This is a genomic window from Paenibacillus sp. FSL R5-0766 (assembly GCF_037971845.1).
Lineage (GTDB): Bacteria > Bacillota > Bacilli > Paenibacillales > Paenibacillaceae > Paenibacillus.
This window is the reverse complement of sequence record NZ_CP150227.1, coordinates 6,921,431-6,944,069: the sequence shown is the minus strand read 5'-3', so window position 1 is coordinate 6,944,069 and position 22,639 is coordinate 6,921,431. Positions and strand designations below refer to the sequence as shown.

General features: G+C 42.1%; 13 protein-coding genes. 10 read left to right on the top strand and 3 right to left on the bottom strand.

Annotated features, from left to right (window positions below):
* Positions 1 to 229 precede the first annotated feature (229 nt).
* From MKY66_RS29875 to MKY66_RS29855, 5 genes are all read left to right on the top strand, one after another.
* Entirely contained in the window at positions 230 to 1,165 is a 936-nt protein-coding gene (locus MKY66_RS29875) for a ribonuclease H family protein (protein WP_076216662.1), read from the top strand.
* Positions 1,158 to 2,210 carry a type II toxin-antitoxin system RnlA family toxin gene (locus MKY66_RS29870; protein WP_076216663.1) on the top strand — a complete coding sequence of 351 codons (1,053 nt, stop codon included), beginning with the start codon at positions 1,158 to 1,160 and terminating at the stop codon, positions 2,208 to 2,210. Before MKY66_RS29875 ends, MKY66_RS29870 begins: the two co-directional genes overlap by 8 nt.
* Before the next feature lie 59 nt (positions 2,211 to 2,269).
* Complete coding sequence (locus tag MKY66_RS29865; RefSeq protein ID WP_081595079.1) at positions 2,270 to 2,644, top strand: type II toxin-antitoxin system RnlB family antitoxin; 375 nt, start codon at positions 2,270 to 2,272, stop codon at positions 2,642 to 2,644.
* A gap of 746 nt (positions 2,645 to 3,390) precedes the next feature.
* Positions 3,391 to 4,476 carry a 5-methyltetrahydropteroyltriglutamate--homocysteine S-methyltransferase gene (locus MKY66_RS29860; protein WP_076216664.1) on the top strand — a complete coding sequence of 362 codons (1,086 nt, stop codon included), beginning with the start codon at positions 3,391 to 3,393 and terminating at the stop codon, positions 4,474 to 4,476.
* Positions 4,477 to 4,504: 28 nt separating this feature from the next.
* A complete protein-coding gene (locus MKY66_RS29855) occupies positions 4,505 to 5,995 on the top strand; it encodes an aldehyde dehydrogenase family protein (RefSeq protein ID WP_076216665.1) in 1,491 nt (496 codons plus the stop codon).
* Between the two features lie 219 nt (positions 5,996 to 6,214).
* Here MKY66_RS29855 and MKY66_RS29850 read toward each other — a convergent pair whose 3' ends face one another.
* Together MKY66_RS29850 and MKY66_RS29845 are read right to left on the bottom strand one after the other, a co-directional pair.
* The gene (locus tag MKY66_RS29850) at positions 6,215 to 6,667 is read right to left on the bottom strand and encodes a HEAT repeat domain-containing protein (protein WP_076216666.1); all 453 of its coding nucleotides are present in this window, start codon (positions 6,665 to 6,667) and stop codon (positions 6,215 to 6,217) included.
* Positions 6,668 to 6,778: 111 nt separating this feature from the next.
* Positions 6,779 to 7,732 carry a YndJ family transporter gene (locus MKY66_RS29845; RefSeq protein WP_256704363.1) on the bottom strand — a complete coding sequence of 318 codons (954 nt, stop codon included), beginning with the start codon at positions 7,730 to 7,732 and terminating at the stop codon, positions 6,779 to 6,781.
* Positions 7,733 to 7,914: 182 nt separating this feature from the next.
* Between MKY66_RS29845 and MKY66_RS29840 the strand changes: the two genes are divergently transcribed.
* Positions 7,915 to 8,583, top strand: coding sequence for a DNA alkylation repair protein (locus MKY66_RS29840; protein ID WP_076216668.1), 669 nt, complete (start codon positions 7,915 to 7,917; stop codon positions 8,581 to 8,583).
* 299 nt (positions 8,584 to 8,882) lie between these two features.
* Here the strand turns inward: MKY66_RS29840 and MKY66_RS29835 are convergent, their stop codons facing one another.
* The gene (locus tag MKY66_RS29835; protein WP_076216669.1) at positions 8,883 to 9,509 is read right to left on the bottom strand and encodes a hypothetical protein; all 627 of its coding nucleotides are present in this window, start codon (positions 9,507 to 9,509) and stop codon (positions 8,883 to 8,885) included.
* A gap of 580 nt (positions 9,510 to 10,089) precedes the next feature.
* Between MKY66_RS29835 and MKY66_RS29830 the strand changes: the two genes are divergently transcribed.
* The 4 genes from MKY66_RS29830 to srtB all read left to right on the top strand — a co-directional run bounded on the left by MKY66_RS29830 (position 10,090) and on the right by srtB (position 22,494).
* Positions 10,090 to 12,771, top strand: coding sequence for an Ig-like domain-containing protein (locus MKY66_RS29830; protein ID WP_076216670.1), 2,682 nt, complete (start codon positions 10,090 to 10,092; stop codon positions 12,769 to 12,771).
* A 356-nt stretch (positions 12,772 to 13,127) separates the two neighbouring features.
* The gene (locus tag MKY66_RS29825) at positions 13,128 to 15,251 is read left to right on the top strand and encodes a 5'-nucleotidase C-terminal domain-containing protein (protein ID WP_076216671.1); all 2,124 of its coding nucleotides are present in this window, start codon (positions 13,128 to 13,130) and stop codon (positions 15,249 to 15,251) included.
* Positions 15,252 to 15,638: 387 nt separating this feature from the next.
* Positions 15,639 to 21,695, top strand: coding sequence for a carboxypeptidase regulatory-like domain-containing protein (locus MKY66_RS29820; RefSeq protein WP_339806623.1), 6,057 nt, complete (start codon positions 15,639 to 15,641; stop codon positions 21,693 to 21,695).
* A 22-nt stretch (positions 21,696 to 21,717) separates the two neighbouring features.
* Positions 21,718 to 22,494 (top strand): class B sortase, encoded by a 777-nt coding sequence (srtB, locus tag MKY66_RS29815; protein WP_076216672.1) that lies wholly within the window; start codon positions 21,718 to 21,720, stop codon positions 22,492 to 22,494.
* Positions 22,495 to 22,639 lie beyond the last annotated feature (145 nt).

Here is a 22,639-nt window from a genome sequence, read left to right as displayed (position 1 = left end):
AAGTAGTGTTGAGGGGATGAATTATGACTAAACTAGTCTTTACGCCATAATCGATAGATTGTAAACTAATAAACTTCCGAAAAGGTAAGTTCACTTTTTTTTAATTATGTACATAATTGCTAAATTTAAATAAATGTTCGACAATATTTGACAAATATAATTCAGTTTCTCTTATATAATATGTTTAGTCCAAATATGGTGGTGATCTATTATTGCAAAATACTATGCAGTGAGAAACGGGAAGAAAGCAGGCATTTATAATAGTTGGACCGAATGCAAAAAGCAGGTTGAAGGACATAGTAATGCTGAATATAAGGGGTTTTCAACGCTTGAGGAAGCTAACGAATATTTAGGGTTTTCAACTAGTGCCGGTGAATCGGTATCGGTAAAAGAAGATGCCGACGTAAATGTAACTAAAACATTAAGGGCATATGTCGATGGAAGTTATTCAAAAGAAAATTCCCTATACTCTTATGGCTGTATAATGATTGACGGAGATAAAATCGAAAAATTGTCCGATGTAGGAAATGATGTTGATTTAATCGAGTTATGGAATGTAGCGGGTGAGTTAACAGGTGCTATGAAAGCTATTGAATGGGCTAGTAATAATAATCATAAGAATATTACAATTTACCATGATTATGAAGGTATTGCTAAATGGGCTAGTGGGGATTGGAGGGCAAATAAGAAAGGTACTAAGGGATATATTGAATTTATAAAAAAGTATAGACAAGGTATCAAAATTGAATTTGTGAAAGTGGCAGCACATACTGGTGTTCGTTACAATGAAGAAGCGGATGTATTGGCTAAAAGTGCTATTCAAAAATATATAAATAACAATTCAGTAGTATCTAGTATGGGTATTTCTCAAAAGACCAAGGAATTAGAACTTTTTTATTCAATTATGGCAGAGAACGATAACCTGAAGAATAAGTTTTCTTTTATTTACAATGGGGTAGAAATAACTGAAGGTAAGCTAAGAAAGTTTGCAAAGAACATCTGGAGAGAAACCGGTCATAAAATAAACGAAATTGAGGATCTGGAAATACAATTAGAATGGGAAAATTGGGATCTCAAAATAACTATGAACATAAAAGTTAAAAACGGTGACAGTCAGAAATTGATATTATATGTCAGTAAATCAGGAGGAAATTATATTGTTTAGGAATCTCAACTTAAATAGAGATAAAATACATTGTTCTATTGATAAGTTCTTGAGGGTAAAAGGTTTGATTTGTACCCTTGCACCTTTCGAATCTTTTGGTGGAACGAGAAGACGACTATATATTAGTGGAGAGTGCGATACATATATTGATTTTCAATTTCTAAGTAAAGGAGGTACTTCTATTGATTTATCAAGTGGTAAATCTAATGAATTTAAAGAAGAATTAGCTAATTTTATTAAAGAAGACCCGGAATGTTCAATGGGAACTTCTAATAACCAGTGGTTTGTTGTGAAAAACATTGAAGAGGATGATTTTTTAGCTGTTATTGAATTACTAAAGATAAGTGAGTATACCAGAGATTATTGTAATCATACAGATGGTAGCTTTCGCTTTACTGGAATATATGATGAAAACTTGGTCATTCATCGTTATCAAACTAAGACCGTAATGATACAAGGTAGACCACTTTTATTATATAACGAGGCAGTCGTATGTATAACTGAACTTATTGATTTAGATGAATTACCAAAGACCTTTAATGATAACTATAAAGTTGATGTAAAAAAGTCAGATGTTGAAGCACAATATGAGTACTATTTCCCATTGTCATATGATAAACATGGTAATAAGTTTAAAAAGGTTCTCCATCAAGGGATATATAATTTACAGCTGCATGGGGATATGTTTGAATATTCACACCTTTTATTTCCAGCACTTAGGGCAGTTGAAGGTCACTTAAAAATTGCATTGTATTCTTATAATATTCCTTTAGGCCCCAACAGTAGCTTCAATATGTTTAAACGTGACCCTACTAGGGGAAGATATAGATTAGATGAGGATTATTCTAATCAAATAAATAACACGCATAAGGTAGGAAATCTTGAAGATGCTTATAATTTTTACCAAAACCAACGCCATAAATTATTTCATTGGGCAGATCAAAATATACATTATGACGATACCAGAATAATTGAAAATTTAGGGGAAGCAAAAGGACTCATAAAAGACGCATTTTCCATTATTGACCTATACTATACTGTATAGCGTATATTTTGAAAATAAACTGTGTTATAATAATTTGATTACCCGGTAAGGAGGGGATAATGATGAAAGGTTACGAATTATTACAGTTGGGTTGTGATGACTATGAATATCTCGTACTTTCCACATCATTTGAAACGCCACTTACACATTTAATGGATATTACCACTGAGTTAAATTCAAAATCTAACATGAATAATTTTAAGGTTGTTTTTGATTTGCTTTTGAATATGGGTAATAATTCGGAGCGTTTCATCGAAGCATGCTATGATGGCGAGCAAAAAAGTATCTATTTATTTAATGTCTTGAAAATAGATAAAAAAAATAATTTAAGGAAAATCTCATGTGAGTATCTAAAACAAAATAATGTCTTCTTAGATAATTCGGTATTAAATTCCCAACAAAAGAAAATGATTAGCATGGGAATTCCAATTTAATGTATTGACTCGCTTGTTGAGTCACACAATAGGACGCTAGGCATTATGTCTGACGGCGAGCAAGGATTGTGTAAAAAATTTAAATGTATCAAAAAGAGTAATTTCCCTTCAAACTTACAAAACTTAGATTATATATAATAAAGCACTTGAACACAGTTTTTGTGTATTCAGGTGCTTTTTTTGTGAAGCGCGTTAAGGGGGGGACTTATATTAATGATTTTTTGCAGATTGTTATTAGGTGCATCATCGTTATGCAAAAAATAAAATCTGGGGTTTACAGTAACAGGTAATTGACTGTAAACTATAAACGTAAACTTATAAACCTTACAAAACCTTCAAACTTGTAGCCTTTTCCACTTGCGGAAATGGCTATTTTTATTTTCTAAGAGAGGGTGCGGAATGTTATGACGAAGAAGTAAGTTAGTGAAGTTGTGAGTCGAATCAAACAGGAAGAATTGAAACTCAAGGAGATTGAAGAACGAATTCAATTTTTTTCAGCAAGGGCACGAGACTGCCGAGACATATAGGGAATAAATGTAATGGCAGAGATAGGAAGGCAGATGTTAGGCTAAATTGGTATTGCTAAAAGCTAAACCACATCACTACCCTATGAGGTTGTGTTTTTTGCCTTTTGAGGCTTTAGCTATTGTTAAAAGCTATAACCAGCCATGTTTTTTTCATATAACATACTATCTTTCCAATCATGCTATACTCAGTGAACCAAAAAGTTAGAAGGAGAAATAGTTATGATACCATTTCGTAATGATCATGTAGGTAGCTTTCTACGTCCTGCAGATTTAAGTCAGGCACGTGAACAATATAAATCAGGCAACATCACATATGAGGAATTAAGAGCTGTGGAAGATAAAGAGATTATACGAATTATTGAAAAGCAAAAGGAAAATGGCGTATTGGCAGTTACGGATGGTGAATTCCGCAGAAGCTGGTGGCATTTTGATTTTCTGGGCGGCTTGGATGGCGTAGAGTTGTATGAGCAAATAGACGGACCGAAATTCCATAATATGCAAACGCGCAAGGGTGGGATTCGTGTTGTTGGTAAAGTTGATTTCTCGAGTCATCCCTTTGTTCAGGATTTTGAGTTTTTGAAAAAGCATGCAGGTGACGCTGTGGCGAAACAGACGATTCCAAGTCCTAACATGCTTCTATATCGATTGGAGAATGACGCTAATATCTATACGGACCGAGAGCAATTCCTTCAGGATACGATTGCGGCGTATCAAAAAGCAATTCAAGCCTTCTATGATGCGGGATGTCGATACTTGCAATTAGATGATACAGCTTGGGCGGACCTATTCTCAGAAGCTGGTCACGATAAGCTGCGTGCCAAAGGTTTGGAACCGGCAGAAGAGTTGAAAACGATGCAGCGAATGATTAACGAAACATTGGCTCATAAACCTGCGGATTTAGTTGTGACGATGCATATTTGTCGTGGTAACTATAAATCGAATTATTTCTCAACGGGTGGTTACGAGTACGCTTCTGAAGTTATCTTTGGAGGCTTAAACGTAGATGGATTATTTTTAGAATTTGATGATGAGCGCTCAGGTGGGTTCGAGCCATTAAAGTATGTGAATCGAAAAGATTTGAAAATCGTGCTTGGTTTACTCACATCAAAAACAGGCGAGTTAGAGGATAAAGAACAAATTAAAGCTCGGATTGCAGAGGCGGCAACCTATGTACCACTTGAGCAACTTTGCTTGAGTCCACAATGTGGCTTTTCATCTACAGAAGAAGGCAATATTTTAACGGAAGAACAACAATGGCGTAAACTTCGTTATGTGAAGGAAATTGCAGAAGAAGTTTGGAATTAATCCATTTAATTAAAGGAGGGGATGTAAAATGACGATCCAAGCAGACCAAGAGACAATTATAGTTGAAGCGTTCATTAATGGTCAGAATGTAAAATCCCTTTCGCAGGTAGCAAAAGAGAATCCGACAAACCCAACTGAGATCGTAGGTTATTTCCCTGTCACTACGAAAGAACAAGCCGTTGAAGCGATTGAAGCGGCGGCAGGGGCTTTTAAAACATGGAAGCAGACCCCCATTGATGAACGCATTATGATGATGCGCAAGGCGATCGAGAAGATTAGAGCAGCTGAGAATGAAATTGTACATTTGCTGTCTAGAGAGCATGGCAAGCCCCTGTATGATGCACACGGTGAAATTTATGTTTCGTTAATGTGGATGGAGTTTGCTTGTAATGAAGCCAAATCGGCTCTACAGGAAGAGATTAAAGAGCATGAGAATGGTAAAACGATTCTAACCTATGATCCCATTGGTGTGGTGGCAGCGATTAGTCCATGGAACTATCCCATTGCTTTATCTACCATTAAGATTGCTCCTGCCTTACTTGCGGGCAACACGATTGTGCTTAAACCAAGCCCATATGCGCCACTGGCGGCAGCGAAGGTAGCAGAGATTATTGCGAGTGAGTTCCCGGCTGGTGTGATCAATGTGGTCCATGGTGATGCGGATGTGGGCGTTGAACTGACTAGTAATCCTCTTGTTACTAAAATCGCCTTTACAGGTGGAACCGCAACAGCTAAGCATATTATTAAAGCGGCTTCGGAAACGATTAAAGATATGACGCTTGAGCTTGGTGGTAATGATGCGGCTATCTTCTTGGAAAGCTTTGATGTTCATGATGAGCGAGCCATGCGCCGGATTGTCATTTCTAATTTCTTGACTGCAGGCCAGATCTGTATGATCGCCAAACGTGTGTATGTACACCGTTCTATTTATGATGAGTTTGTAGAAAAATATATAGAGGCGGCTAATCGCTGGATTCGAATTGGTGATCCATTTGATTCGAATACGACAGTAGGTCCGGTTAATAACCTGAAGCAGAAAAATGTCGTGCTTGGTTTGGTTGAAGATGCGCAAAAGCGCGGAGCTAAGGTCATCCCTCTCGGTCAAATTCTTGATCAGAAGCTGTTTGAACAAGGTTACTACCTACAACCTACGCTTGTTTTGGGTTGCGATGTTCATGATCCGATTGTAGTGGAGGAACAGTTTGGCCCTACGGTTCCGATTCTTCCATTTGACGATGAAGAGCAGGTTATTCATCTACACAATGAAAGCATATATGGATTGACGAGTTCTGTGTGGGGGAAAGAAGAGGATGCCATCTCCGTCGCACGTCAACTCGAAGCTGGAACGACAATGATCAATACAGCTGCTGTGCAGGGTCTCGACGTTCGGTTCCCTTTCGGTGGGGTTAAGCAATCCGGTATTGGCCGTGAATACGGCGTGGAAGGTATCCGCACTTATACAGAAAAGCATGTCATCAACGTTCCGAAGACACTGGATCTTCCTTATATACCCGAATAAAAGGTATAGAGGTTGTTCAAAAAGGCTCTAACTTTGCGCTTTGTTTACTGATCTTTAAGAATCAGTAGACAGGGCGTTTTTTTGTCAGATCAGTTTGACCGCAGCAACTTTTTAGAAAAAAATAACTCATATCTGATGGAGATGAGCCTGAAGAAATAAAGAAGCCACTCCATTATTTTGAAGTGGCTTTGTACTCAGTTATTATACGGTGAACGGCGGTTATCTTCTACCTAGTGTCTCCCAAATTCCATGGAGCCAGGAGTCGAATTCAGCATCTTTGTCGCCCTCGTAAGTATCATAAATATCCAGACGTGTCTTTTGCAGTTTTTCCTTGAATTGCTCGAATGTGTGACCTTCAGGAAGGCTTTTTTTAATCCGTAGCAAAATTTTGTTAGTACCTTTAAACAGCTCACCTTTGTTTTTGGCAGGCATTTGTACATCTTCATCCAACTGCTTCAGCTTGTGATATGCGGCTTCACGCACCTGGAACACTTGATCATTTTTCAAAACATGCTGAAGCAACTTAATGGTAGGGGCTGTATTCCAGTTCCCCAATTCGTTCACCGCATTCAGTCTGTCTCTCCAGCTTGACGTCCGGTTAGCCGCTCGTTTGAGCTCTTCAAAGTTCTCCGGTAGTTCGTTAACTGCTCCAATATCATGGTTGTTCGTCAAAATTCAATCTCCTTAATCATCGCCATCTCGGCAGAATGATGAATGTTATTTATGTGATCACTATTATAGCACGAACCTGACTAAACTACTCATATGAAGCCGATTGAACGCCTAAAGATCACATTCACCAAGTTTTTTTTCCTTAATGAAGTCCACCATATACACCCAACCAATCAGTCCACATAAAACAAAACCAAACGCATGCAGAGATCCGTAAATGGGAATAAAATCAAGTATGGTTAAGGAGTACATATTTTTCAGTAACGGATAGAAGATGGAAATGACAACAACCGTGTAAAAGGCTAGACAAGAAAGGCCTAAGAAGAAGGCTGCCTTAATATCCAAAGCATTTTTCCTCAAGTAAGCAAGGAGATAAGCGGTGTAAACCACAATATTGCAGGCGAACAAACCGACACCAATGTATTCAATCGGCTTGGAGAAAATCATACCAATAGCAATCAAGATGGGTCCGATGATATCGATGGCAACAACCCAAGGATACCAGCTTTTCTTCGTCATGATGCGTCCCAGTGCACCAATAAAAATCGGAACGATCGCAGATGAGAAATGAAAGTGGAGCGAGTTTAACGCATGCGTTGAAGGATTAGCTTGGAACAGGTTCAATTGATATTGATATAAGGTAAACCATATGCCCCCGATAAAAAAATAAACGAGCCCCGCACCAATCGCTATTTCCGCTGCTTTTCCTTTAGAGATTACAATCGTGGTTAAGCCATAGATGCCGAGCAGCAGTGTGAACAGTAGCCATCCAAGAGACAGAATCCCTGGGATTTCCGTACTTTCTAACCCCCACATCTTATTACTCATTACCGAGGCCAGGGTCAGAAGCGCAGCGGGAAATTGAAGCCATTTCATAGCAGCATAAATCATTCGTTGATGTTTATTTTTTTCATCATGGTTCAAAAGTAAAATCACAAGAGGTACAATGACAAAAGCCGCAAAAAGTAGAAATTTTTCAACAAGTTCTAATTGGAAGTAATCAAGGTAAAATATCAGAATGGTTATGATTCCACCGGGAAACACGGGTACTAATAATGATTTCATTCGTTGCTTCAAGGAACTATTCATTAGGTTTCCTTTCTAACTACGTTTATCGTAATAACTGCCTGCATCCAGTTGTGTAGCATTCTTTAGTATAGATCGGCAATTCTTCTTTTAGTAGTCTAACACATTTATTTGTAAATATATGAAAATACAGTGCTTTAATAAAGGAGCTGTGGTGTCAAATGAATAAGAATGAAAGTACAGAAATGAAATGCTCTTCAAAAGCAGAAAACATTCTATCACAGATCAATAGTAAAACTAAGCTAGGTGACTTACGAAAAATCGCGAAGGACATCAAAAAAGATCACGAACTTGCTATGGAACTTTGGTCGACCGAAGCGTTTTTGCCCAGACTATTAGCTATTTTAATTATGGATAAAAAACTTCTTTCACAAGAATTGCTCAATAATTTTGATAAGGATATGCAGACTCACACTTTTGATGAGCGAAATAACTTAATGGATTGGTTAATGGCTAATCAGCTCACCAAAGACAAAAAGACCATTGCATTGATGGAGTCATGGGAAAAAAGCCCTTCTGCTCTTCAAAGGCGAGCTTTTTGGTATTATCAAGCGCGATTGAGATGGACTGGACAAACACCGCCTGATAACACCGAAGACTTACTATCTGCAATTGAAGCTAATATTACGCAGGAAGAGCCGGAAGTGCAGTGGGCTATGAATTTCATTGCAGGCTGGATAGGCATTTATGATCAAAAGTATCGTGCACGTTGTATTAAACTTGGTGAGAATACAGGTCTTTATAAAGATGAAATGGTTTCCAAGGGTTGTACTCCTAATTATTTGCCAGAGTTCATTGCAATTGAAGTTAACAAACGAAATAAGAATTAGTTACCGCTGAAATATTCATTAGGGTCTGATGTGAAAAAAAGAATTCGAATCCTCAATATGGAAAAAGGATCTGGAAGTAAGCTTCCAGATCCTTTTTGCTTGGAGGGCAATTGCAAAAGTTTTATGACACTACTAATCACTATAATTTGTGTGAAACCAAGTTTTTAACTCTTCACTCATTATCTCATACTCCTTGTCGGTAGCCTTCGGATCCAATTCGATTCCTCCAGATGGTCCGAAGATAACGATGTCTAGGCTCGTCTCGTCTAGCCGCACACCATGCGGCTCTCCATCTAATTTTAACGCCCGCCCGTATTGGAAGCCCAGACAGGAATCCAACTGTTCGGATAATTGCTATTGGTCAAGGTTGTGTTATAGAGAACTAAATTCCCATCACTTTGCATGACCAGTGTGTCACCTGTTGTGTTAGCCGGTAAGCTGCTCCCGTGATGACCTGGAATCCATGAGGTGGTATTGGGAGACCAAGCAGCTACCTGTACAGAAGTATCAATCATCAAAACTTTATCCCATCCCCAACCGGTGTAATATTCGAATTTACCTGTAGCCGGGTTGAAACCATAACGATAACCATATTGGTAAACGTCTTGATATTTCATGCCATATTTATAGATGACAGGTTTTCCGTACTGTGATTCAAAATTGAACGAAAGAGCCCCACTGTTACTGGTACCGCTACTCCAAAGAGAAGAACCGTTTTGATAGATAACAAAGTTCCCGTCATTCTGCCAAATGGCTGAGAACCTGCCATCTTGGGAGGTGAGATAGTCACCCTTTGCCATGCTTTGGCCGATCGTGAGCTTATCACCAAGATAGCCAGCAGAAGCTGTTGTTGGTACGGCAAATGCAAGAATCAACAAGCAAGCCATAAGAATGCGAAATGATCTGGGGAAAAGTTGTTTGTTCATTGGACACGCTCCTATGTTTTTATAATGGTTAAAGTTAAATGCACAAACTACAAACCCTTACAGTTATCGCGTATTTCTGCACAGCATTCGGTTAGGTGTGGTGAAAGAGCAATCAACACATCCCCCAGTGGTAGTTATAGGGAAAATCGATTCACAATGCTCTCCGGGGTCACCTCCTTTAATAGACAATAAGTTGCTTGAATACATAGTATGAAAATGATATGTGTTAACTAGAGTTGAGGGGTTTGAGGTCCGAGGAAGCTTACTATTATAATTGCCCGTACATGTGATCACAAAAACGAATATGACTTTTTATCCCATTATATCAACTAAAAAGATAAAATACATAATTTTCTATTAAAATCTTTCCGGGCCATAGTGGAAGGCATAAATGAATACTTTTAACTAGTCTCACTCTTGATTTACAGTTAGTAGTTCGGCTGTGGCAAACGATTTATTTTTATTTGTGGATATAGGAATTTGAAAGAATGTGTCGAATGAATGATTAGATTGATTTGAAGTATTTCAGAAGGGTTTCAGATGATTTTTTCATCCAGAAGAAAGATACGAGGAGGGTCATATGAATTTTGGCAAAAGGATAGGGAGCTTGGTTCTTGTATTATCACTCATTACAGGGTTGTTGTACTTAAAACCATCGGATAAGGTGTATGCTGCGGCTCCAACATCAACAATTACAATGGATAATACGCTGCTGAGAATTGGCAACACATCACAGGTAACCTTTACGTTCTCAGAAGCGGTACAAGGGTTGGATACGGGAGACTTAACGGTTCCAAACGCTACACTGACTGCACCTTCATCTTCAGATGGAGGCACTACGTGGACCGCAACTCTTACACCTAAACCCGACACTACAGATGCAACCAACGTCATTACTCTCGACAACGCAGGTGTGATGAATCAAGACCGTACTGTAGGTGTAGGTATAACCACCTCGAGTAATTATGCGATTGATACAATAAGACCCACAGCAAATATTATCATAGCTGGTACGGTCCTTACTGCCGGGGAGACATCACTGGTTACTATTACGTTTTCCGAAGCAGTGACAGGTTTTGACGTCGCTGACCTTTTGGTTGAGAACGGTACGGTGAGCGACCTTAGTTCCTCCGATGGAGGTATTACATGGACCGCGACATTAACACCAGCTTTGGGTATCACGGATGCAACTAACATCATCACGCTTGATAATACGGGCATTAGTGATATTGCAGGCAATACAGGCACGGGGACAACGCCTTCGAATAATTATGAGATCTATAACGCCCGGCCAACGGCAACGATTGTCGTAGCCGATACAACGTTGAATATTGGCAAGACGTCTGATGTCACCTTTACATTCTCTGAAGCAGTGACCGATTTTACGCTTGCCGACCTTGTGGTGACGAATGGAACCATTAACAATCTGGCTACGAACGACAATATTACGTATACAGCAAAATTGACCCCTACCGCCGGCATCACTGCTGGAACGAACAAGATTACACTCGACAATACGGGTGTGATGAATCAAGGCGGCATAACAGGTACGGGTACAACGGATTCCAATAACTACGCCATTGATACGGTCAGACCTACAGCAACGATTGACGTTACCGATACGACACTGACTGCAGGGAAGACATCGCAGGTTACCTTTACGTTTTCCGAAGGGGTTACAGGCCTTACCAATGACGACCTGACAGTTTCAAACGGTACGCTTAGTGCCGCTAGCTCTTCCGATGGAGGCATTACATGGACCGCGATATTGACGCCGACTGTTGGCATCACGGATGGAACGAATATCATTACGCTTGATAATACAGGCATCAGTGATGTTGCAGGCAATGCCGGAACGGGTACGACGGATTCGAATAATTATACGGTTTATACCGCCCAACCAACGGCAACGATTGTTGTAGCCGATACAACGCTGACCCGTGGCAAAACATCAGTGGTAACAATCACATTCTCTGAGGCTGTGTCGGGTTTTGATAATGCAGATCTGACGGTTGCAAGTGGTACACTGAGTGCTGTTCAATCATCTGATGGGGGTGTGACGTGGACAGCAACGTTAAGACCTCAAGCTAACGTGAACAAATCGGTCAATGTTATCACCCTTCAGAATAATGGAGTGTCCAATGGTGCCGGTAATGCAGGACAGGGTATAACGGAGTCCAATCCGTATTCAGTTTTCACTGTACAGCCCGTACAAACAACAAGTCCGAGTACTCCTTCAGCACCAATGGCTCCAATAGACAATACAGTCACTTCAACAACGGGTAAAATAACCGTTCCGGTGGGCAAATCAGGGTTGGTTAGCTTGGGAAAAGAGATTCAAATCTCAATTCCAGCAGGGGGATCACCTCAAGAACTGACTTTATCGATTGATAAAGTGTCTAATACCGAAATTTTGCTAACAAATAAAGAGATTCTGGCCAGCCCAGTTTTTGAGCTTCTGAAGAATTTCCCGGAGAACTTCCTCAAGCCGGTAAAAATGACCTTTACATTTGATTCATCAGGTCTTGAGAGTCATCATTCGGCAGCTGTATTTTATTATAATGAAGCGAATAAGGCATGGGAGAAAGTGGATGTCGGTATTATAAAAGGGAACCAAATCATAGTCGAGGTCAATCACTTTACGAAGTTCGCCGTCCTTGTTGTAGACAAAACCAGCGGAAAGCCGGTCTTGAATAGTCCAGTTGAACCCACAACGGAACCTGGTTTTGGCGATATCTCGGGACACTGGGCTGAAGCAAGAATTAAACAAGCTTCAAGCAACGGCATCATCAACGGTTATCCGGATGTAACGTTTAATCCGGGGAAGAACGTCACACGTGCCGAGTTCTCAGTCATGCTGATGGGTGCGTTGAGTTCACAAAAAGCAGAAGTGGAACTGGTATTCTCAGATAAGACCGAGATCGGAACTTGGGCCAAAATGGCAGTCTCGCAAGCCGTGCAAGAAGGCATTATTAGCGGTTATCCAGACGACACGTTCCGGCCGAACGCCAATATCACACGTGCCGAGATGGTAGTGATGGTTGCGAATGCGCTCAAGGTATCTACTACAGTCAATGCTACGACGTCTTTTGCAGATGACAAATCTATTCCTGTTTGGGCAAAAACCTCTGTGGAAGCTCTGAAGGAACTTGGTCTTGTAGAAGGAATGGGTAACAACGATTTCAAACCTAAAGCAAAAACCACCAGAGCAGAGGCTGTTGTTATATTAATGAACATGATAGATAAAACCAAAGCAGAATAGTAGTCGACCGAGAAACATCTCTACCTCTATAAAGAGGAAAGCAAATTGGAGTAAAAGATAGATACCTCGTCGTCTGAGTGTTTTGAGATATTATATGAAGAAACTAAGGCACCCTGCAGGGTGTCTTTTTTTAGCCAGTGCCAGTGTACTATGTCGAACGTACCCAGTAGGTGATAGCGTAAGAAGAATTGAGCTGCGTGTCAGAGTACCAATAGTGAAGTTTTGGCTGAATGTCATGTTGTTGTTCTATCAATCTCTCAACTTTTTACATCCATTTTATATATTTAATGATTTTTATGAATTGAACTATGGTAAAATATCTCAGGATCTAAAATTGGAGAGGGGTTTTTTCATTCATGTTTTGGAAAAAAGTTTTGGGCAAAAGCACACTGCGTGTAGCTACTGCTGCACTATTACTCACGCAACTATTGGGCGCAGCAGGTTCTGTCTCTGCCGCAGGTAACGATGTAGAAGTACACTTGATTGGAATCAATGATTTCCACGGTCAGTTAGATACGACATCAATCGTGGGTGATAAGAAGGCAGGAACGGCTCCAATTCTAGCAACCTATCTCAAAGAAGCTCAAGCCAAATATGAACACTCCCTACTCTTCCATAATGGGGACTCTGTTGGTGCATCTGCTCCAGCCTCATCTTTGGATCGTGATGAGCCTACCATGGAATGGATGAATATGATGGGCTTTGATGTAGCATCTCTGGGTAACCATGAGTTCGATCAAGGAATTGCAGCATTAAAAGCACAAATCTTTGGTGGCCTCGATCCAAAAGAAGGTAAAGTAACGCATGCCGGTGCAAAATTTGATTACGTCAATGCAAACGTGATTGAAACTGCCACAGGAAAAACATTGATTAAGCCGTATGTGATTAAAGAAGTGGGCGGAGTCAAAATTGGATTTATTGGACTAGTGACGAAATCCACACCTGCCAAAGTATCTCCATCTGGGACAGCTGGCGTACGTTTCTTAAGCGCAGAAGAAGAAGTGGAAGCTGTTAATAAATATGCTAAAGAATTGCAAGACCAAGGGGTAGAAACGATCATTGTTTTGGCACATGATCCAGCAACAACCAAAGAAGGCATAACCACTGGAGAAGCAGCTGATCTGGCAAAAGCTTTACCGGCGGACTCCCCTGTTGACGTTATCGTTGCAGGTGACAACCATGCTTTGGCTAACGGTGAAGTGAATGGAAAGTTGATCGTTCAAGCTTATTCCTATGGTACGGCTTTTGAAGATATCAAGCTGATGATTGACCCTGCCACCGGGGATGTAACTGAAAAATCAGCTACGATTACAACGACGTTCCAAGAGGGTGTAAAAGAAGACCCTGAATCTTTAGCTATTATTAAAAAATCATTAGACAAGCATCCTGAGCTGACGAAGCCAGTAGGTACAACGGATGGTTCTGTTACCCGTACAGATGCTTATAATAACGAGGCCCCTCTAGGCAACCTCATTGCAGATTCAATGCGTGAAGCAGACTTTGGGGATAAGGCCAGTGCTGCTGACTTTGCATTTATGAATCCAGGTGGTATTCGTGCGGATCTGCCACAAGGCGATGTGACCTTTGCTGATCTTGCCAAAATCCAACCGTTTGGTAATACTCTAGTAAAACTTGAGCTGACTGGCGAACAGGTTAAAACCTTGTTGCAGCAGCAATGGGGTACCAATGCTGACGGTACACCTAATACCAAAACACTCCAAATCTCTGGTTTGAAATACACTGCAGATTTCAATAAGCCTGTCGCAGAGCGTGTTAATGGTCTCAGTCTTGAAGATGGAACAACGATTGATCCTGCAAAAACATATACGGCTGTAGTTAACAACTTTATGGCTGCAGGTGGAGATAACTATAAAGTGCTGCTGGATGCTAAATCCTCCCTGGCAGGTCCTATCGATCTGGATGTATTCTACCAATACATCGTAGACACGTATAAAGGCGGTAGCATCGAAGCTAAAAATGAAGGACGTATCACAAACCTGGCTGCATCTACCGTGCCAACAGAAACACCTGTAACAAAAGAAGTCATTTCTCGTGCTGAATTTGTAAGTGCTCTGGTTGACATGTTGAAACTTAACGAAGTAGCTACAGCACCTGCATTCAAGGATGTTGCGGCTAATGCTGCATATGCAGATGCGATTGCTGAAGCTACGCATGCTGGATTTATTCAAGGTTATGGTGGAAACTTCTATCCTGATCGGGATATCACGCGTGAAGAAGCTGCAACCATTCTTGCTAAATTGTTAAAAGATCAAGCTACCGATATAGACGCTGCTACGATTATTGCTAGTTTCGAAGATGGTAAATCTGTGTCTGCCTATGCAATTAAACCTATGGCAAAACTGATTGACAAAGGTATTTTTGCTGGAACAGATAAAAAATCACTTCAACCTAAACAAGGTCTTACTACTAACGATGCCAAAGCATTACTTGAAAAAGCAATTGCCGCAAAAGCTTCATAATGTAGAACTTATTCAAACTTTATATTAAAACAGAGAAACACATCCTATCGGGCGAATGAGCATTCCTCTACGGATAAACCCTCTCATCAAGTAGTTCTTCAATTGGTGAAAAGGGTTTATCCAGGAGAATGCCATATCCCAATTTAGGATGTTTTTTTTATGCTTAAAATCCACGATTCTATGGAGAAATCCATGTCTGAATTGGCTCTATGCTCTGGTTACCGCGTAGTGTTCAGAATTTGGTAAGGGCTCTACAGTAAAATGGTAAGGCAAGCCATATGAACTTGATGAATTTTATCAGTTTCTGTTGTAAGGATGGAATGGCCAAAGGAAAGGGAAAAAGTTTCTGGTTGCTGCAAAAATTTTAGAAGTGGAGGAGATTTTCGTTTGAAACAAAAACGCAATATAGGTAAACCGTTATTGTCTTTATTTCTGGCAATGTTGCTCGTCTTGCAGACAGTGATATACTCCACCGCCGCATATGCGGAGAGTGTGCCAACGGATTCCGGAATGGAAGCGGTCAGTGAATCTGACTCGCCGAGTGCCGATGAACCACTTTCGGTACCTGAGGCAGTGTACGATGCACCGAACAATTTCGTAGCGATGGCGGCAGTCCCAACGGACAAAACAGCGGTATTTATGGAATCTAATTCAACCTTTCCGCTGGAAGTGACACAGGGGAATGTTGTTATTAATCCGAACGGTCTTATTCAGGGTAGACAGCCCTTTACACTCAAATCGGAAGGTCTCAAGGTACCAGTGAATGGTGATGACCCAAATCCAACTAATGCAGATCCTGATAAATACATCCAAAAGGGTGACTGGATCGAGCTGAAAAGAGAAGATTACTTCAAGGAAGTGATGCTGCCAACAGCTACTAAAACCTTGAATGCACAGACGGAATCAGGTACAAAACAGCTGGGTACCGCCTATTTCACTCCAAATAGCATCAGGATTGTATTTAACGGTGATGATTATTTTTTCAATGGTGTTGGACGAGGCATTGCCTTCGGCTTTGAATCTACTGCCAATGCAGATATAACGGGACTAGCGTATGGCGATAAAAAGCCGATCAACATCTTTGGTGGTGCATATCAGCTAGAGAACCCAGATGTTACAGCAGAGTATAACATTACTTTAAGCTCGCCTGGAATGATCAGATGGGATCAGTATAGTTATCGCGGAATTCAACCAGCGCAATTTGTTGAGGGAGCTGTTACATGGCAGTCAACCGTATCTGCGTTTGATCAGTTTGATAAAACAATCAAATTGCCACTAGACGGGAAGACCTTTTATACAAATCCCTCAACGTATAATACCAGCTCTGGAAATGTCCGCGGCACCTATATGGAGGATTCATTTAAAGTAAATGACCAAAATGTAACTCCAGTCGTTGGTCCAGACGGATCGCTGACTTACATTTTTCCACAGGGAACCGGTCTAGATCCAAAGGTTGAATATAAAACATGGATTTCAAAGGAAGCTTATTATTACGAGTATCGGAATCCGCCAGCCAATCTCGGTCGCAGCCACCGGGATATGAATGGCAAAGTGGAACTGAGAAAAGACAATGATATGTTGGTGCAGTCAGGTTTGGAGATTGCCTTTGCTCCCGACTGGATTCAAGCCAGCGCTTCGTATGACCATGCGAATGAAACCATTACATGGAAGGTCACGGTTAACCAATATAATAAAAAAGGGTTAAAGGACTTTACCATCACAAATGTATTACCGGCTGGGCTGGAATTTGAATCAGCTGCATGGCAGACATGGGTAGATGGCGCTGTATCTGAAGAAACGCCAATTACACCAGATTCGAACGGCGTTTATTCCTTCGGGGATATTAACGGAAAAGTCGAATTGTTGATTAAAAGCAAGGCGATAAGTGGTTCCAGCTTCCAAATTGATCCTCGTGCCAACTGGAATTTGGATACACCGGGTGGTATACAGAACAACGATGTAATGACGGGTAAAAGACCTATTGCCGTGACGGATGAGGCAGTCGTCAGCATTGGCGCACACACGTTTACAAAAACAGGCTCAGTATCAACCGAAGATTATAACCTGGGCAGTATCACGTGGACGGTTAATCTAGCACCACAATATGCCTTACCTAACGCTGCAATATACGATGTCCTTGTGCATGGCGGTGACTTGAACGTCTTGGACAACGCCGTAGATGAAACCAGCGAGGTGAGTGCGGAGACAATTGCGAAAATTAAAGCAAATATCACTTCTGCGCAGCTTTGGAAGCAGTACAAAGCGGGAACTCTGAAGTCGAATGCAACTGGATTGACGATGAAAGCTATTCCATTAACGGTGGACGGTAAAGTGGTGGCGGATTTGATCAAGGTGACCGGATACACCGAAGAAGCTGCATCCTTCAGCTTCCGTGCACTTGAGACCAACCCAAACATTCTCTTCAGACAGGATATTAACGCAGGGAAAGTAAGCTCGAATCGGGCTTTGCTCATTGATGGCGAAAGCGTAAAACAAGCAAATAGCAGTGCAAACCTACACCTGCATATGTTGAACAAGGATATGCTCTTTGCTTCGAGGCCATTAAAAGCAGATGGTACTTTTGAAAATGTGACGCCGAATAACGTTAGCAGTTACATTAGAAATGATAACAATGAAGCATGGACGATTTCTGGCTATGACAGGACAACCAAGACGGTCACATTCCGTTTAGGGGTTAATATGCCTGGATATAACACAGAAGAAATGGCTAAGGATGGCGGTAATCGAGTCATTAGTAATATTAAGCTAGTGGATACACTTCCCGAAGGCTGGGAATTCGTTCCTTTCTCTGAAACTAAGGATTTTGAGCTGTGGAAAGGATTTTCGGACAATGGTGCAGGAACAGAATATGGTGTTAGAAACGATGCTAGAACTCTAATTGAACCAGGTACTAGTTCTCATGTAGTCCATTTTTCACACATTGGAAACGAGGGTACTTTCACCTTCTCCAAGTTGGAAAGTCCTTATATCATTCTAGTGAAGGCAAGACCTTCCAATGATGCTCTGCAGAAGTATTTAGAGGAATACACCATCAACGGTACAGACAAACAGGTGCTGTATAACAAAGCCGATCTTCATATGACATGGGGTGGAGTGGAGAAGGTTGTCACCGAACAGCGCGAAGTTATTGTACCTATTCAGACCCTTGGAAAGTCGGTAACTAAGCCAGTTCCAGGAGTGCTGGAATGGACGGTGAACTATACCCCGCCATTTAACATGAAGCAGGGTGTTTATTTGCAGGATACCCTGGGTGCAGGCATGAATTTGCGTTATGAAGAAAACGGAAAGCTTGTGCTGACATCACCTAGTATGGCAGTCTATCCTGCTAAATTGACCGCAAGCGGCACTCTTGAACGAGAGGGCGCAGCACTGGACCTCAGCGACCCGAATGCTGAAGTTCAAGTAGAAGCTGTACCAGGCGCAGGTGGCACTACGGTTCTAACATTTAAAATGGACGACCCTAATCAGCTTTACCAGTTTGTGTACCAAACAGAAGTTGATCCATCTACAGCGAAAGCTGGAGACACTATGGGCAACGAGGTAAAACTGGAGGGCGATGACAATCTGAAATCTGTCAGTGCCAGAAGTGAAAGCACACTGGACAGTTCGGACGTGGCCGGCAGTTCAAGTTCCAATGCTCTGTTGCCCCTGAAAAAGGTAGATCCCAATGGCAATCCGCTAAAAGACGTAGAGTTTACACTCTATAAGAAAGACGGCGGAACTATAATCACCCAAGGAAAAACCGATAGCGGAGGGAAACTTAATCTGCTATTCCCTGATCCAGGGTATTATGAGCTGAAAGAAACTTATATTGACACCAATACTTGGCTGCCAACTACAAGAGTATACCAAGTATATGTAGGGAATACGCCAGGGAAGCCCATCTGGGTAGACGGGGTAAAATTAACCCCTGATAATCCTCTGATCGTGCCTACACCGGCCCAAGGCAAGCTGACCATTACCAATAAGGTGGAAGGCAACGGCAGTAATCCGGACAAAGAGTTCGAGTACACCGTGACCATCACCGGCGAAGGTAAGGACAGAGAGTATACCTATAAGAAGTCAGATGATACGTTTGGCAATATCAAGAGCGGAGACAAGGTTGCTCTCAAGCACGGGGAATCTGTGACGTTCCCAGCATTGCCTGCGGATCTGGTCTATACCGTAACCGAGGACGATTATACATCCGTTGACGGTTATACGACGATACCGGGTACGAGAGAACTGTCTGGCTCAATCATGAATAAAGGTGATCACAAGGCGGACTTCATCAACGAACGGACCGTTAACAAGCTGACCATCAGCAATACGGTCATGGGCAACGGCGGCGATAAAACGAAGGAGTTCGAGTACACCGTCAACTTTGAGGATGCAGGCAAAGAGGAAAGCTACACTTACGTGAAGACGGACGGCGGCACAGGTACGATCAAGTCCGGCGGTACCTTCCGCCTCAAGGATGGAGAGACACTGGATATTCTGGGTCTGCCTAAGAATCTGAAATACACCGTTACCCAACAAGACTACACAACCGATGAATACATGACTACTCCTGAGGAACGGTATTATACCGGAGTCATGAAAGGCATTGATGAAGATGCCTCATTCACGAACGTGCGAGTTTTGAAGGGCGGCCTATTAATCAGCAACACAGTTAAAGGCAAAGATGAAGACAAGAAGAAGCTGTTTAAGTACACGGTTGCCTTCACTGGCGAGGGATCGGACGAATCCTACGTCTATGAGAAGTCAGACGGCAGTAAGGGCATGATCAAGAGCGGTGAGAGCTTCGAGCTTACAGATGGCCAGACGCTCATTGTCCAAGGGCTTCCAACCAATCTTCAGTACAAAGTGACCCAAGATGACTATACGGAAGATGGCTATGTGACTGATCCAGAGAGTCTCATTCACATTGGCACTATTCCAGAGAAAAAATGGTCTGAAGCACATTTTGCTAATACCCGACCGTATCTGGAAGGCGTGTTGCGTAACAATAACACAGGAGAAGTCATTCCGAATGCACTGATTACGGTAACCGATCTGAATACAGGCGAAGAGGTTCAGACGCAGACGAATGAGAAGGGTGAATATTCAATCCCAGCCGTAGCGGATACCGACTATACGATCAGATATACGAAGATGTATCGGGTAGGCGGTAAGGATGTGCCTGTTGAGTTTACGCAGAAAGCAAATGTGAACAGCAGTGTAACGGACGAGACTGTTCCAGCGGACATTACGGCCGTGGGGATCATTCTGTTCAAACAACTGGATGGAACAACAGTGCTATTCAACGATTTGTTGACTAACCAGATGCATATCTATTTGAAAGACAAGGATGGCATTTATGTTAAGGAAAACGGCCAACCTAAAGCATTTCCTATGGCTTCGAATGGAACTTTCTCTGTAGAAGGGCTAAGCGAGCAGAAGTACACAATGGAAGTTCGCTATCAAGCTGAGACAGGCGAGGAATTGCTCCTCAAAGTGGCGCAACTTGATGTTAAAGCTAACGGAGAGCTGAATATTTCAGAGGAATTAGTTGACCCTTATGGTACGGTTTATGATGAAACGACAGGAGATGCCAGCACAGGCAAGAAAATTGAAGGAGCCATCGTTACACTGTATTATGCGGATACGCAGCGGAATAGAGATAAAGGTCGTATTCCGGGTACAAAAGTAACACTTCCTACGGTTCCAAATTTCCCACCGCACGACAATAAGAGTCCAGAGCAGGATAGCGATGCAAATGGCTTCTATGCGTACATGGTGTTTCCTGAAGCGGATTACTATCTGATCGTAACGAAGGACGGATACGAAACGCACACAAGTGGTACCATTTCAGTCGATTTTGACATTGTCAGGTACGATGTGCCAATGAAGCCAATTAGTTCTGGTGGCGGCACTGGCGGCAATGGTAACAACGGAGGCGGCACCGTAACGCCAGATCCAGGTACTGTAACGCCAGATCCGGGCACGGTAACGCCAGATCCGGGCACGGTAACACCAGATCCGGGCACGGTAACGCCAGATCCAGGCACGGTAACGCCAGATCCGGGCACGGTAACGCCAGATCCGGGCACGGTAACACCAGATCCGGGCACGGTAACGCCAGATCCGGGCACGGTAACGCCAGATCCGGGCACGGTAACGCCAGATCCGGGCACGGTAACGCCAGATCCGGGCACGGTAACGCCAGATCCAGGCACGGTAACGCCTGAACCAGGCACCGTAACGCCAGATCCGGGCACTGTAACGCCTGAACCAGGCAATGGTAACGATCAGCTTAAGAACGATAACAACGAGTTGGACGATGCTCCGAAAACTGGAGATAACAGCGTATCGCCATTCTTGTATATGGTTTTGGCGCTGATGTCCTTAATGACGATCGGGTTCTGTCTGCTCGGGTACAAGAAGAAAAAGCATATCCAGTAATGGAAGGGAAGGCGGTAAGAAAATGAGCAAAACTAAAAAAGTTCTTATCGCTGTTTCCTTGCTTGTGTTGGTATTTTCACTTGTCAGTCTTGCGGGGACTTTCTTGCGAGATTATGCCGAGAAGCAGAAAATCGAAGAGTTAACAAAGGTTTGGAAAGAAGGATCAGAACAAGGTGGAGGGGATGCATTCCCCTCCCTTTTGTTGAATAAAGGCAATGAGCCGGTTGTGCTCCCCGAATTTCGAGATCTTTACGAGAGGAACTCAGACATCGTTGGCTGGCTGAAGATTGACGGTACCCGAATTGAGTACCCGGTCATGCAGAGCCCACAGGATTCGGAGTACTATCTCAATCATGATTTTGATAAAAATGAAAATATAGGGGGACTCCCCTTTTTGGACAAGCATAGCCGGGCTAATAGTTCGGACATTTTGCTGATTCATGGTCATCACATGAAAAGTGGTTGGATGTTTAAAGATTTAATGAAGTACAAGAACGAAAGCTTCTATCAAGAACATGCTACGTTTCAGTTCAGCACGCTTTACGAAAAGGAAGAGTATGAGATTGTTGCCGTTATTCTGTCAAAAGTTTATCGCAAATCGGACGACGTGTTTAAATACTACCAGATTGAGAATGTAAGTACGCCCGCCGAGTTCGATTCATATGTTCAGAATATCCAAAAACTCTCTCTTTATGACACAGACGTAACAGCACATTATGGTGACAAGCTTATTGTGCTGTCCACATGCGAGTATTCGACCGAAAACGGTAGGTTAGCGGTGGTGGCTCGAAAGCGTTAATTGACGATGCTGAAACACAAAATCAATCTGCTTTATTGGGGCTGTCCCATAAGTCATAAAAATGGCTAGGGACAGACCTGTTTTCCAAATTGTAAAACAAAAAGAAGCCTTTCCTTGGTAAAATGGAAGTGTCGAGCAACCATTT